Origin of the sequence: Pseudomonas asplenii (assembly GCF_900105475.1) — a bacterium.
Lineage (GTDB): Bacteria > Pseudomonadota > Gammaproteobacteria > Pseudomonadales > Pseudomonadaceae > Aquipseudomonas > Aquipseudomonas asplenii.
The window spans coordinates 2744192-2759359 of the sequence record NZ_LT629777.1 but is presented as its reverse complement, the minus strand read 5'-3'; the positions used below and the strand labels follow the sequence as shown (position 1 = coordinate 2759359).

General features: G+C 61.2%; 10 protein-coding genes. 8 read left to right on the top strand and 2 right to left on the bottom strand.

The window, feature by feature from the left end; all coding sequences use genetic code 11:
- Positions 1-107: 107 nt before the first annotated feature.
- Both BLU37_RS12590 and BLU37_RS12585 read right to left on the bottom strand, forming a co-directional pair.
- The gene (locus BLU37_RS12590; protein ID WP_010444380.1) at positions 108-1502 is read right to left on the bottom strand and encodes a PhoH family protein; all 1395 of its coding nucleotides are present in this window, start codon (positions 1500-1502) and stop codon (positions 108-110) included.
- A gap of 361 nt (positions 1503-1863) precedes the next feature.
- Positions 1864-2988: a polysaccharide deacetylase family protein gene (locus tag BLU37_RS12585; RefSeq protein WP_010444379.1), complete on the bottom strand. Its 1125-nt coding sequence runs from the start codon at positions 2986-2988 to the stop codon at positions 1864-1866.
- Positions 2989-3295: 307 nt separating this feature from the next.
- Between BLU37_RS12585 and yaaA the strand changes: the two genes are divergently transcribed.
- From yaaA to BLU37_RS12540, 8 genes are all read left to right on the top strand, one after another.
- Complete coding sequence (gene yaaA / locus BLU37_RS12580; protein ID WP_090205282.1) at positions 3296-4075, top strand: peroxide stress protein YaaA; 780 nt, start codon at positions 3296-3298, stop codon at positions 4073-4075.
- A gap of 961 nt (positions 4076-5036) precedes the next feature.
- Positions 5037-6353 carry a nucleotide sugar dehydrogenase gene (locus tag BLU37_RS12575; protein WP_090205278.1) on the top strand — a complete coding sequence of 439 codons (1317 nt, stop codon included), beginning with the start codon at positions 5037-5039 and terminating at the stop codon, positions 6351-6353.
- Between the two features lie 154 nt (positions 6354-6507).
- Complete coding sequence (alg8, locus tag BLU37_RS12570; RefSeq protein WP_090205275.1) at positions 6508-7989, top strand: mannuronan synthase; 1482 nt, start codon at positions 6508-6510, stop codon at positions 7987-7989.
- A gap of 38 nt (positions 7990-8027) precedes the next feature.
- Positions 8028-9200 (top strand): alginate biosynthesis protein Alg44, encoded by a 1173-nt coding sequence (locus tag BLU37_RS12560; protein WP_090205272.1) that lies wholly within the window; start codon positions 8028-8030, stop codon positions 9198-9200.
- A gap of 9 nt (positions 9201-9209) precedes the next feature.
- A complete protein-coding gene (gene algK, locus BLU37_RS12555) occupies positions 9210-10619 on the top strand; it encodes an alginate biosynthesis TPR repeat lipoprotein AlgK (protein ID WP_090205269.1) in 1410 nt (469 codons plus the stop codon).
- Complete coding sequence (locus BLU37_RS12550; protein WP_090205266.1) at positions 10616-12100, top strand: alginate export family protein; 1485 nt, start codon at positions 10616-10618, stop codon at positions 12098-12100. The genes algK and BLU37_RS12550 overlap by 4 nt, the downstream gene beginning before the upstream one ends.
- Positions 12101-12126: 26 nt before the next feature.
- Entirely contained in the window at positions 12127-13713 is a 1587-nt protein-coding gene (algG, locus tag BLU37_RS12545) for a mannuronan 5-epimerase AlgG (protein WP_090210939.1), read from the top strand.
- Positions 13714-13724: 11 nt separating this feature from the next.
- On the top strand, positions 13725-15158 hold the full coding sequence (locus BLU37_RS12540) for an alginate O-acetyltransferase (RefSeq protein WP_090205263.1): 1434 nt from the start codon (positions 13725-13727) through the stop codon (positions 15156-15158).
- Positions 15159-15168: the final 10 nt, after the last annotated feature.

The window sequence follows — 15168 nt, the reverse complement described above, 5'->3', positions numbered from 1 at the left end:
TACTCCTGATCAGGAGCGTCGATTGTAAACCCGTGGGTCAGTTTTCCGCACGCGTGACACGCGTGAACGAAAGCAGGCCGGGCGGCACGAGGCCGCCCGGATCGCGATTACAGGTGGGATTCGGCGTATTCGGCCAGGACCGAACGCGGCACGCCCTGCAGGGTGATGTGCACGCCGTTCGGGAAGTCCTTGAAGCGTTCGGTCAGGTAGGTCAGCCCGGAGCTGGTCGCGGACAGGTAGGGGGTATCGATCTGCGCCAGGTTACCCAGGCACACCACTTTGGAACCTGCGCCGGCACGGGTGATGATGGTTTTCATCTGGTGTGGCGTGAGGTTCTGGCACTCGTCGATCAGGATCAGGCTCTGCTGGAAGCTGCGACCTCGGATGTAGTTGAGGGATTTGAACTGCAACGGCACCTTGCTGAGGATGTAGTCGACGCTGCCATGGGTGCTTTCGTCATCCATGTGCAAGGCTTCAAGGTTGTCGGTGATCGCCCCCAGCCAAGGCTCCATCTTCTCCGCCTCGGTACCAGGCAGGAAACCGATTTCCTGGTCCAGGCCCTGCACGCTGCGGGTCGCGATGATGCGCCGATAACGCTTGCTGACCATGGTCTGTTCGATGGCTGCCGCCAGGGCCAGGATGGTCTTGCCGGAACCGGCGGCACCGGTCAGGTTGACCAGGTGAATGTCCGGATCGAGCAAGGCGTACAGCGCCAGGCTCTGGTAGATGTCGCGGGGTTTCAGGCCCCAGGCTTCCTGATGCAGCAACGGTTCCTGATGCAGGTCGAGGATCAGCAGCACGTTGGCACTGATCTCTTTCACCCAGCCGACAAAACCCTGGTCATCGATGATGAACTCGTTGACGTGTACGGCCGGCAGATTGTCGGTCATCTGCACCTGATGCCAGGTGCGACCATGCCCCTGGCGCGTCTCGACCTTGCTGACACGGTCCCAGAATGAACCCGGAACGTTGTGGAAGCCCTTGGGCAGCAGATCGACGTCATCGACCAACTGGTCGGTGCTGTAGTCCTCGGACGCGATACCGCAGGCACGCGCCTTGAGGCGCATGTTGATGTCCTTGGTCACCAGCACCAGGCGCAGCCCCTTGTCGCGCGCGTGCAGATCGACCAACTGGTTGATGATGATGTTGTCGTTGAGGTTTTCCGGCAGCAGCAGGTTGGGTTCGTTGCGCTTGCTCATCAGGATCGACAGCAGGCCCTTGGGCCCACTCTTGCCCCGCTGGATCGGCACACCCAGCTCGACATCCTCAGGGCTGGCATCGCCCAGAGTCTTGTCGATCAGACGGATCGCCTGACGACATTCGGACGCCACGCTGTGGTGACCACTCTTGAGCTTGTCGAGTTCCTCCAGGACGGTCATCGGGATGGCGACATGATGTTCTTCGAAGTTCAGTAATGCGTTGGGGTCGTGGATCAGTACGTTGGTATCGAGCACGTAAAGGATTGGCTGGTTGGAAGAAGGAGTGCGTCCGTGATCATCCATACTCGGTCACCTTTGTGAGAGCCAGTCGACGCGGCGCCTGAGCGGCGTCGCGCCTCGAAGTGACCGCCGAATTCGCCCGTGAAGGGGCAGGCGTTCTGTGCACAAGGTGGGGTCTTGGGAGACGCCACCTGTGTTGCAGGTTTCGGCGGTCTGACTCCGTAATACCGCAAAACCTGTGACAGGAAAAAGCACTTTGACGCTTTTTTGAAGTTTATTTTTCAGAGTGACGAATAGCCCTTGGCGAGTTGGCCCGACACCGCTAAAGTCGAAAGTCCGCCTGCCTTGAATCCTCTGGGAAATTTCCTACATTTCAGCTCTTTTGGCTTTGCCGAAGCCGCTCTTCGCCCCACGTTTACGGGCATTATCTGAACGCGTCGTTGCAATCGCGCCACCCCAAACCGCTCTCGGCCGTCTGCCGCAGCAGCCAGGGCAATGCAGCCAGGGCCTTGTCCTGGGAATCGTGGAACACGATTACCCCCCGGCGCCATAACAGCATCAGGGTCATCACCCGCTGGGCCGACTGCTCGGCGGTCAGCTTGCCGGTCGCGTCGGCCGAATCGATATCCCACAACACCACCTGCAGCCCCTGCTTCGTGAAAAACGCCCCGCTGTCCGGTTGGCGCTGGCCGTAGGGGGGACGGAACAACGGCAGATAGTTGTCCGGCAACACGCTCTGCGCCAACGCAGCGCTACGCTGGACCGAATCCTGCCAGTCCTGCCAGTGACTGTGAGAACGGTACTGCCAGCCCTCGACGCCCACGCACTGCTCTTTATAGAGATCGCGCACAGCCATGATCGAGCTTTTGTCCACCCGCGCCTGCAGAGCGCCACCCAGGACGAAAAACAGGCCATTCATTTTCTGTCGGCGCAGGTACTCGGCCAACTCGCCAGTGCTGTCCAACGGCGCGCTCGGACCGCCATCGAACGTCAGCAGGAACAGCCGGTCGTGGAACGCCTCACCATTACGCTCGGGCTCGCCGAACAAGGCAATCTCGCTGCTGGTCTGGGGAAACAGCGCGGCCATGCGCAACAGTTCGTCCAGGTAGCGCTCATGAAACACCCGGCTCGGCTCGGCCCAACGCATATAGAAGGAGTCTTCCGGCACCCGGAACTTGCCGGCCTGCTCACGCAGGCTGTCCATGTCCTCGACGTAATAACAGAACGATGCGTCCTGCTCGCAACTCTGCTGGGCAAAGTTGTAGTTCTGCAGCAGACGCAGCCAGAGACGCGCACGCACCCGGTTGATCGAGGCCAGGTTGATCTGTTTGAGCCCCAGACGCTGCTTGAGCGCCGCCTCGTCAGTCATTTCACTGACCAGCAAGGCATGGGCAAAGGTGAGGATTTCCGCCCGCGAGGCAACATCGAACAGGGCCGGGCTGCTCAGTTGCTCGGGCCAGGTGCTGCGGTCCAGCGTCGCAACGTCGTTCGGCGCCGCCGTCGCGCTCAGACAGGCCAACAGGGCCGAACATAAAAGAAGAAAACGCAAAAGGGATATCTCCATGACAGGAACCCGCGCGCACTATAGCCGATCTGGGAGCCGGCCCCCCCTTGTAGCGCTCGTTCCGGCCCATTCGCGGGCAAGCCCGGCTCCTACAGGACCGAGCCGTACGAAAATTTTGCATACGACGATACCCTTGCAGGAGCAGGCGGTGCGGCGACCGGGCTTGCCCGCGAATGGGCCGGCAAAATCACTACAACTCCCAGAGCCTACCACCCAGCGACTATCAGCATCATAGGTGGAGCCAAACCGCCCAACCCCCTAGAATCCCCTGACGATTACAGGAGACGACTTCATGCTGATGGTGATTTCCCCCGCCAAGACCCTCGATTTCGAAACACCACCGGTGACGAAACGCTACAGCCAGCCACAATACCTCGATCATTCCCAGGAACTGATCGAACAACTGCGCCTGCTGAGCCCGGCACAGATCAGCGAGCTGATGCATGTTTCCGACAAGATCGGCGGCCTCAACGCCGCACGCTTCGGCAGTTGGACCCCGGCCTTCAGCCCGGAAAACGCCAAGCAGGCCCTGCTGGCCTTCAAGGGCGATGTCTACACGGGCCTCAACGCCGAGGATTTCAGCGATGCCGATTTCGACTTCGCCCAGACGCACCTGCGCATGCTTTCCGGCCTCTACGGCCTGCTGCGCCCCCTGGACCTGATGCAACCCTACCGCCTGGAAATGGGCACCAGGTTCGCCAACGGCCGGGGCAAGGACCTCTATGCCTTCTGGGGTACGCGCATCAGCGAATGGCTCAATGAAGCCCTGAGCGCACAAGGGGATGATGTGCTGCTGAACCTGGCGTCGAACGAGTACTTCTCGGCAGTCAAACGCACAGCGCTGAATGCCCGCATCATCAACACCGAATTCCGCGACCAGAAGAACGGCCAGTACAAGATCATCAGCTTCTACGCGAAAAAGGCTCGCGGCATGATGGCCCGTTTCGTGATTCGTGAACGCATCACCCATCCAGATCAACTGAAGGCGTTCGACGAACAAGGCTACTGCTTCAGCGCAGAACTCTCCCAACCGGATAACCTGGTGTTTCTGCGCGATCAGCCGCCGCAATAACGCCACGCTGCCGGTTCAGAGCGTAGGAAGGCCTCCCCAAGGCCGCCGTTCGTCCCCCCTATTAGTGGAAGCGGGTAAACCCGCTTCCACCTACTCCAGGCCGGCCGATGGAAAATGGCGGTCGAATCAGGGACGAGTTTTCTGTTACCCTGCCCCACCCCGGTGCACAGCATGCAAGGTGCCGTACCGTCGATTTGCCCTCCCGCCCTCCGTGCAACACCCCAAAAAACCATTTATTTGACGTCAAAAAACCGCCTGTAACAACAATGAAAATTTCTTCACTCGACTTTTTTAATTTTTTTTCGTAGTGGCACCAAAAAAATTTTCTCATGCTAGCAATCAGACATCACTGCATTTTTCGCCCCCGTAATTAAAGGGCGAAACGAGAAGTGCTATCAATATGAAAGCAGTGCCATCCCTATCCATATTTCAAGATTTTGCGGAAAACAGGATGGGCGGACCGGAACTTATGTTACCCAGCATTGCTCATACCACCCGTGATGACTCTCAACGGTTTTGTAAGAGATGACTTACAGATAGCCTGGAGAACTTGTTTAAGTTTGAACCTGAAACTTAGGAAAGAGCCCAGCCAACCGAACATGATCAAAGGACAGGAGATACGCACCATGAATATCCCCTATAAGGCCAGGGTGGCCATTCAGACAACGCACCAGTCAGACACTTGCAGGCTATTGACCCGAAAGGCTCTACAACGGGCATAAGCGAACTGCAAGCCTGCTGACACGCGCCGTCGTGCTGACGGCTGGCCACATTAAAGGGCATGACCCTCACAACAAGGCCAAGTTGCGCACGGCTTGAGTGCAATTATTTAGCCACTCAATATTTATATGCCTGCACTTGATAGAACCGCCTCATGTGGCGGAACTTTCGAGCGCACTACGACTATTGACCACACTAACTTTCGCCTGTTGAGGGCGTAATTAAGATAGAGGTAAATGAAATGCGCATTAGCATATTCGGTTTGGGTTACGTCGGTGCAGTCTGTGCCGGTTGCCTATCTGCACGCGGTCATGATGTCGTTGGCGTTGATATTTCCAAGGACAAGATCGACCTGATCAACAACGGCAAATCGCCGATTGTCGAGCCGGGCCTGGAAGAGCTGTTGGCTCAGGGCATTGCCAGCGGTCGCCTGCGTGGTACCACCGATTTCGCCGAGGCGATTCGGACCACCGACGTGTCGATGCTGTGCGTCGGCACACCGAGCAAGAAAAACGGTGATCTGGAACTGAACTACATCGAATCGGTGTGCCGTGAAATCGGTTTCGTCCTGCGTGACAAGACCACCCGCCACACCATCGTCGTGCGCAGCACCGTGCTGCCAGGTACCGTGAAGAACGTGGTGATCCCGATTCTCGAGGACTGCTCGGGCAAGAAGGCCGGCGTCGACTTCGGCGTCGCGGTCAACCCCGAGTTCCTGCGTGAAAGTACCGCGATCAAAGACTACGACTTCCCTCCGATGACCGTCATCGGCGAACTCGACAGCGCCTCCGGCGATGTCCTGCAAGCCCTCTACGAAGAACTCGACGCACCGATCATCCGCAAGGACATCGAAGTGGCCGAGATGATCAAGTACACCTGCAACGTCTGGCACGCCACCAAGGTGACCTTCGCCAACGAGATCGGCAACATCGCCAAGGCTGTCGGCGTCGATGGCCGTGAAGTGATGGACGTGGTCTGCCAGGACAAGACCCTCAACCTGTCCCAGTACTACATGCGCCCCGGCTTCGCCTTCGGCGGCTCCTGCCTGCCCAAGGACGTCCGCGCCCTGACCTACCGCGCCAGCTCCCTGGACGTCGAATCGCCACTGCTCAACTCGCTGATGCGCAGCAACGAAAGCCAGGTACAGAACGCCTTCGACATCGTCGCCAGCCATGAAAAACGCAAGGTCGCCCTGCTCGGCCTGAGCTTCAAGGCCGGCACCGATGACCTGCGCGAAAGCCCGCTGGTGGAACTGGCGGAAATGCTGATCGGCAAGGGTTTCGACCTGAGCATCTACGACAAGAACGTCGAGTACGCCCGTGTTCACGGCGCGAACAAGGACTACATCGAGTCGAAAATCCCTCACGTGTCGTCCCTGCTCAATGCCGACTTCGAGTCGGTGATCGACAACAGCGACGTGATCATCCTCGGTAACCGCGACGAGAAGTTCCGCGAACTGGCCGAAAAGGCACCGCACGGCAAGCAGGTCATCGACCTGGTCGGCTTCATGTCCAGACCGAGCAGCGCCAGTAGCCACGCCGAAGGGATCTGCTGGTAACCCCCGCGGTCGAGCGTTGACAGACCGGCCCTCACGGGTCCCTCCCCTCCCTGTAGGGGCCGGTTTGCTGACGAAGGCACCCCTCGGGGCGCCTACACCCAGGATTACTAAAGACCCCCTCGGGCCCAGCCCGAGACACAGATGGATGCAGATTATGCACAGGCTGAAACATGGCCTTCTCCAGGCCGCCGGTTGGCTGTTCTACCTGACGTTGCTGATGGGCCTGGCCTCACTGCTGCCCACCTCGACCTTCGATGCCGAATCCAAGGACTTCATCTTCCTGATCGGTGCCGTGGGTATCTGGCGCTATTCCATGGGCGCCACCCATTTCGTGCGCGGGATGATTTTTCTCTACATCGTCTACCCGTACCTACGGCGCAAATTGCGCAAGCTGGGCAAGGCCGCAGATCCCTCCCATGTGTTCCTGATGGTCACCAGCTTTCGTATCGATGCCCACACTACGGCCCAGGTCTACCAGTCGGTGATCCGCGAAGCCATCGACTGTGGTTTCCCTACCACCGTGGTCTGCTCGCTGGTGGAGATGTCCGATGAACTGCTAGTCAAGAGCCTCTGGGCACGGATGAACCCACCGGAACGGGTCAAACTCGACTTCGTCCGTATCGCCGGTACCGGCAAACGCGACGGCCTGGCTTTCGGCTTCCGGGCGATCTCCAGGCACCTGCCGGACAGTCGTGCGGTCGTTGCGGTGATCGACGGCGACACCGTACTCAGCGAAGGCGTGGTACGCCGGACCGTGCCGTGGTTCCACCTGTTCGACAATGTCGGCGGGCTGACCACCAACGAGTTCTGCGAAGTCCGCGGCGGCTACGTGATGAGCGAGTGGCACAAGCTGCGCTTCGCCCAGCGGCACATCAACATGTGCTCCATGGCCCTGTCCAAACGGGTGCTGACCATGACCGGCCGCATGTCGGTGTTCCGTGCCGAAGTGGTCACCGACCCGGGGTTCATCGCCGACGTCGAGAACGACTCGCTGGAACACTGGCGCCTGGGCCGCTTCAAGTTTCTCACCGGTGACGACAAGTCCAGCTGGTACAGCCTGATGCGCCTGGGCTACGACACCTTCTACGTGCCTGACGCGGCGATCCACACCGTCGAGCACCCACCGGAAAAGAGCTTCATCAAGTCCAGCCGCAAGCTGATGTATCGCTGGTATGGCAACAACCTGCGGCAGAACTCCAGGGCCCTGGGCCTGGGTATCCGTCGCCTCGGCCTGTTCACCAGCGTGGTGCTGTTCGACCAGCGCGTGTCGATGTGGACCTCGCTGCTGGGACTGACCGTGGCACTGATCGCCAGCTTCAAGTACGGCATCGAGTTCGTCCTCGCCTACCTGCTGTGGATCGGTATCACCCGTCTGATCCTGACGATCCTGCTGGCCTGTTCGGGCCACAGCATCGGCCCGGCCTACCCGGTGATTCTCTATTACAACCAGATCGTCGGCGCCCTGATGAAGATCTACGTGTTCTTCCGTCTGGACCGCCAGTCCTGGACCCGCCAGGACACCAAATTGAGCCGCGACCTCGCCAGTTTTCAAGGTTGGTTCAACACCTGGTCGTCCCGGACCATGACCTTCTCGGCCGGCAGCATTTTCATTGCCGTGCTGATGACGATGGTCTGACCCGACTCGCCTGAATTAGCCAATTGGAGCTTTAACTCATGAACTCTAAAGTCAACGCCAACGTCGTCCACGAATCCGAAGCGCAGCGCCAGCATGCGCGCGTCAAGATCCCGGCCAAGCTGCGATTCTTCGGTAACGAGGGCAAGCCGCTCGAAGTGCGCCTGCACGACCTGTCCGCCGGCGGCCTGAGCTTCAACCTGCCACAACAACAGGAACTGACCCCCGGTGAAGTGCACAAGGGCCGCCTGCAATTCGTCATCGACAACCTGGGCCTGGCCATGGATGTCGAACTGCAGATCCGTTCCTACGATCGCCAGAACGGCCGGGTCGGCTGCCAGTTCCAGAACCTGGAACCGCAGGACATCGCCACCCTGCGCCACCTGATCACCTCGCACCTGGCCGGCGACATCGTCAGCATGGGCGACGTGCTCGCCACCCTGCAACGCGACAACTTCACCAAGGCCCGCCGCAAGAAGGACGACGGTGGCGGCCTGAGCCCGCTTGGTCGGGTGCGTGCGGTGACCTTCAGCCTCGGCGTGTTCGCCATCGGTCTCGCGGCATTCGGCTTCGTACTCAAGTCGGTCTACGGCATGTACTTCGTCAGCCACGCCCAGGCCGGCCTGGTCAGCGTACCGGGCCTGAACGTCACCATGCCGCGCGACGGCACCGTGCAGAGCCTGCTCAAGGAAGACGGCATCGCCGCCAAGGGCGCGCCACTGGCGAGCTTCAGCACCAGCATGCTCGACGTGCTCAAGGGCCACCTGGACGAAGACCAGTTGCAGCCAGCCAAGGTCGAGGAACTGTTCGGCAAGCAGATGACCGGCACCCTGACCTCGCCTTGCGACTGCATCGTGGCGCAACAACTGGTCGCCAACGGCCAGTACGCCAGCAAGGGCGACGTGATCTTCCAACTGGTACCACGCAACAGCGTCGCCAATGTCGAGGCACGTTTCTCCTATCGCCAGTTCGGTGAAGTGCGTCCCGGCACTCGCGTGAGCTTCCAGGTCGCCGGCGAGGAACAGGTACGCCAGGGCAAGATCGTCAGCAGCTCCAGCTTGAAGAGCGATGACCTGTCCTCCGATATCCGCGTGCTGATCAAGCCGGACGAAGCCCTCGACAGCACCCTGGCTGGCCGCCCGGTGGAAGTGAACAGCGACCGTGGCCCGAGCCTGAGCTGGCTGATCGACAAAGCCACGGCTGCTGGCCGGTAAGCAGAGGACATGTCTGTGACGACCTTACGCACACTGCCCCTACCGCTGACATTGGCCATGACCATCGGCCTGGCCGGTTGCGCCGGCCTGCCCGACCAGCGCCTGGCGAATGAAGCGCTCAAGCGTGGCGACACCGCACTGGCCGAGCAGAACTATCGCAAGCTGGCAGACCTGGGCTACAGCGAGGCACAGGTCGGCCTGGCCGATATCCAGGTGGAAAGCCGCGACCCCGCGCAGATCCGGCAAGCCGAGGCGACCTACCGCGCCGCCGCCGACACCTCGCCCCGTGCCCAGGCACGGCTGGGACGCCTGCTGGTGGCCAAGCCCGGCGCGACCGAAGCCGAGCACCATGAAGCCGAGGCCCTGTTGAAAAAAGCCTTCGCCAACGGTGAAGGCAACACGTTGATCCCGCTGGCGATGCTCTACCTGCAATTCCCGCAGAGCTTCCCCGAGGTCAACGCCCAGCGGCAGATCGACCAGTGGCGCGCAGCCGGTTACCCGGAGGCGGGCCTGGCCCAGGTGCTGCTCTACCGGACCCAGAACACCTACGACCAGCACCTGGACGAGGTCGAGAAAATCTGCAAGGCCGCGCTCAACAGCACCGACATCTGCTACGTCGAGCTGGCCACCGTGTACCAGAAGCGTGCCCAGCCGGAACAGCAGGCCGAACTGCTCAAGCAGTTGCAGGCGGCCTACAAGCGCGGCAGCGTGGGCGCCCAGCGCGTGGACAGCGTGGCCCGCGTGCTGGCCGACTCGAGCCTCGGCCAGCCGGATGCGAAAACCGCGCAAGAGCTGTTGGAACAGGTCGCCCCCGGCTACCCGGCCTCCTGGGTCAGCCTGGCCCAACTGCTCTACGACTTCCCCGACCTGGGTAACGTCGACCAGATGATGGAGTACCTGGACAACGGCCGCGCCGCCGATCAGCCACGTGCCGAGCTGCTGCTGGGCAAACTCTACTACGAGGGCAAGTGGGTGCCGGCCGATGCGAAACAGGCCGAGGCCCACTTTCAGAAAGCGCTCGGTCGGGAAGTCGCCGCCGACTACTACCTGGGACAGATCTATCGCCGTGGCTACCTCGGCCAGGTCTATCCACAGAAGGCCCTCGACCACCTGCTCACGGCCGCCCGCAACGGCCAGAACAGCGCCGACTTCGCCATCGCCCAGCTGTTTTCCCAGGGGCGCGGGACCAAGCCCGACCCGCTCAACGCCTATGTCTTCAGCCAACTGGCGAAGGCCCAGGACACCCCGCAAGCCAATGAGCTGGCCCAGCAACTCGACGAACAACTGCCGCCTGCCCAGCGCGCCGACGCCCAGCGCCTGTTGCAGCAGGAACAGCGCCTGCGCGGCACCCTGAGCCGCAACGCACTGGACCTGCAACAAGTCCTGCAGGAAGGCGACAGCGAGGAAAAGACCCTATGACACTCAATCCTTTCGTGAAGGCCGGCATCGGCCTGAGCTTTGCCCTGGCCTGGTCGACGCCGACCCTGGCGGCATTCACCGAGACCCGGAACTTCGGCCTGGAAGTGAAGATCACCGCGCAGTCGGAAGACGACCGCGACCTCGGTACCCTCAAGGGTGGCGACGCCAACGGCGTCGGCCTCGACCTGCGTCCCTGGGTCTACGGTGAAAGCGGTAACTGGAGCGCCTACGCCATGGGCCAGGCCGTGACCGCCACCGACATCATCGAAACCGACACCCTGCAACAAGCCAACGGCGACCAGGAAAGTTCAAGCAACGACGCCCGCAAGGCGGACAAGAGCTACCTGGCCCTGCGCGAATTCTGGGTCGGCTACCAGGGCCTCACCGCCTACCCCGGCGAGATCCTCAAGTTCGGTCGCCAACGCCTGCGCAACGACGACGGGCAGTGGCGCGACACCAACATCGAGGCGCTGAACTGGACCTTCGACACCACCCTGCTGCGCGCCAATGTCGGCGCGGCCGAGCGTTTCAGCGAGTACCGTACCGACCTCACCGAACTGGCCCCCAAGGACAAGGACCGCCTGCACATCTACGGCGATGTCGCCTACCAGTGGACCCCAGGACAGTGGGTCGGCCTGCGCGCCCATCACACGCACGACGACGGCAAGCTCGACTACCCGACGCCAGGTGTCGCAAGCGACCCGCTGGACAAAAAGGAAAACGGCAACCTGACCTGGCTCGGCCTGGAAGCCAACAGCGATGCCTACAACTTCCGCAACACCAACACCGTCAACTACTGGGCCAGCCTGACCGGCATGAGCGGCCACCGCGATACGGTCAACCCGCTAAACGCCGACGGCAGCCGGCCGGCCGAAGCCAAGCATGGCGAAAGCATCAATGGCTGGGCCACTGACCTCGGTGTGCGCCTGCGCCTCGATCCGAACTGGCAGGTCGGTGCCGCCTACGCCCGTGCCAGCGGTGACTACGAACAGAACGGCCTGGAGAGCAACCGCTCGAACTTCACCGGTACCCGTTCGCGCATGCACCGCTTCGGCGAAGCCTTCCGCGGCGAGATGAACAACCTGCAGACCGCCACCCTGTTCGGCTCCTGGCAACTGCGCGAGGACTACGACGCCAGCCTGGTCTACCACAAGTTCTGGCGCGTCGACGGCAACAAGGACGTCGGCAGCAACGGCATCAATGCCGCGCAGAACACCTACGACGACACCACCGGCGCCCTGCTCTCCAGCACTTCGTTGCCACTGCAGGACGGCAAGAAGGACATGGGCCAGGAAATGGATCTGGTGGTCACCAAGTACTTCAAACAGGGCCTGCTGCCAGCAGCCCTGAGCCAATCGATCGACGAGCCTTCGGCGCTGGTGCGCTTTCGTGGCGGCGTGTTCAAGCCGGGCAGCGCCTACGGCCACGACGTCGATTCCTACATGCACCGCGCGTTCATCGACGTGATCTGGCGCTTCTGATGCAGGCCGCGAAGGGAGTTTCCGAGATGAATCACATCGCCATGCAAGGCTCGCTCAGCGTCCTCGCCGCTGCCCTGCTGCTGGTCGGCAGCACGGCCCTGGCCAGCGTCGAGAAGCCGGCCGGCAACGGCCAGGCGCCGATCATTGCCAAGGAACTGCAACAGGCCAAGAGCTACACCGTCAGCAGCGCGCCGATCGAGCCACTGCACCTGGATAAACCCAAGCTGCCGGACCTCGGCGGCTACACCGCCGAAGCCGTCGCGGCGAAGATCGTGCGCAGCCAGCCGGGCAAGATCAGCGTGCGCCGGATGATGCAGGAAGACGCCCTCAAGGACTTCATCGGCGGCGACAACAAGATGGCCGAATGGGTGGTGCGCCAGCACGGTATCCCCCAGGCGATCTTCATCGACGACGGTTACCTGAACCTCAAGGACCTGGTCAAGAAGCTGCCGGCCAAATACATCAGTGAAACCTCGCCGGGGGTGTTCCTGGCCAGGATACCGATCGTGGTCGGGCGCAAGGGCATCCTCGAAATCGACCAGCAGACCCAGGAACTGCGGCTGTCCCAGGAAGGCGGTGCGTTCCTGGTCAACGACGGGCAACTGTTCGTGCGCGATACCAGGATCACCGGTTGGCGCGAGGCTGACAACGGCCCGGCAACGTTCCGTTCACCCAAGGAGTTCCGCCCGTTCCTGCTGTCCTGGGGGGGCACCGAGACCTACATCGTCAATAGCAGGATGGCCAGCTTCGGCTACTCCAACAGTAAGTCCTATGGCGTGAGTATTTCCCAATACACGCCGAACATGGCCAAGGTGCTCAAGCGCCCCGAACCGACCGGCTGGATCATCGGCTCGGAGTTCAGCGACATGTGGTACGGCTTCTACTGCTACGAAACCCGCGACTTCGTGCTCAAGGGCAATACCTACCGCGACAACATCGTCTACGGCATCGACCCCCACGACCGTTCGCACCGGCTGATCATCGCCGACAACACCGTGCACGGCACGAAGAAGAAGCACGGCATCATCATTTCCCGGGAAGTGAACGACAGCTTCATCTTCAACAACCGCAGCTACGACAACCACCTCTCGGGGCTGGTGATCGACCGCAACAGTGTCAACAACCTGATCGCCTACAACGAGATCTACAAGAACCACACCGACGGCATCACCCTCTACGAGAGCGCCGACAACCTGATCTACGCCAACCGGGTGATCGGCAACAAGCGCCACGGCATCCGCATTCGCAACAGCGTCAACGTGCGCCTGTACGAGAACCTGGCGATGGCCAACGGCCTGACCGGCATCTACGGCCACATCAAGGACCTGAGCAACACCGACCGCGACATCCGGCTCGACCCGTTCGACGCCGAAGTCTCGCTGATCGTGGTCGGCGGCGAGCTGGCTGGCAACGGCAGCGGCCCGCTGTCCATCGACTCGCCACTGAGCCTGGAACTGTACCGGGTGTCGATGCTCGCTCCGACCAAGAACAGCGGTATCAGCTTCACCGGCGTGCTCGGCGATCGCCAGGATGAAATTCTCGACCTGCTGGTGCGCCAGCAGAAAGCCGTGCTGATCGACCCCGTCGAACGCCAGACCGAAATGCGCGATTGAGGATGACCTTAATGAACCCACACCTGCTCAAACTGCTCGGCCTGTCCACCCTGGCCACCGCGATCCTCGCCGCCAGCGGCAATCTGCGGGCCGAGGAAGTCCAGGCACCGAAATTCACGGCAGAACCGTGCTGCAGCCTCTGCCCGGCAGCCCACGATGCCAAGAACTACGTGACCCGCTACCAGCAGAACTTCACCACCCTGGTACAAGCCCAGGGCGACTGGCTGTTCCGTACCCAGGAAGACCTGCGTACCGAGTTCGACACCACGCCAGCCGGCTACAAGCGCCTGCAACAACTGCATGATGCGTTCAAGAGCAAGGGCGTCGAACTGGTGGTGGTCTACCAGCCGACCCGTGGCCTGGTGAACCGCAACAAGCTGTTCCCCGCCGAACGCGACAAGTTCGATTACCAGAAGGCCCTGCACAACTACCAGACAATGCTCGGCCGCTTCGCGAAAATGGGTTATCACGTGCCCGACCTGTCGCCGTTGACCAACGAGCAGCAGGCCCACGATTTCTACTTCCGCGGCGACCAGCACTGGACGCCGTACGGTGCCGAGCGCACGGCAAAAATCGTCGCTGAAACCGTCAAGCAGGTGCCCGGCTTCGCCGACATTCCCCATCGCGATTTCGAGACACATGTCTCCGGGCGCATGGGCAAGACCGGCACCCTGCACAACATGGCCGGCCAGTTGTGCGGCACCAGCTACGCGATCCAGTACATGGAACAGTTCAGCACCGAGCCCAAGGGCGAGGCGGCAGACGGCGACCTGTTCGGCGATTCCGGCAACCCGCAGATCACCCTGGTCGGCACCAGCCACAGCGGCAAGAACTACAACTTCGCCGGCTTCCTGCAACAGTACATCGGCGCCGACATCCTCAACGTCGCCTTCCCTGGCGGCGGTCTGGAAGGCTCGATGCTGCAGTACCTGGGTAGCGAGGAGTTCCAGAAGACCCCGCCGAAGATCCTCATCTGGGAGTTCTCGCCGCTCTATCGCCTGGATCAGGAAACCATCTACCGGCAAATGATGTCATTACTCGACAACGGCTGCGAAGGCAAAACCGCTGACATGAGTGCCAGCACCACGGTCAAACCGGGCAAGAACGAACTACTGGTCAACAGCAATAACCGCGACCTGCGCAACAGCGGTCACCAGGTCGACATCCGCTTCGCCGACACCTCGGTGAAAACCCTGCAAGCCACCCTCTGGTACATGAACGGACGCCACGAGGACATCAAGATCGAGAAACCTGAAACATCCGACACCGACGGACGTTTCGCCTTCGAACTGCGTACCGACGAGGACTGGGCCAACCAGAACCTGCTGGCCATCGAGGTCCAGGGCCCGGAAGCCGGCACGGCACCGCAGAAGGTCGAAACGAAGATCTGCAAACGCAACGTATTCCCCAGCGCCGAGCCCCATCGGGCCCAGGCCGGGTTATGAGGTGCCTGAA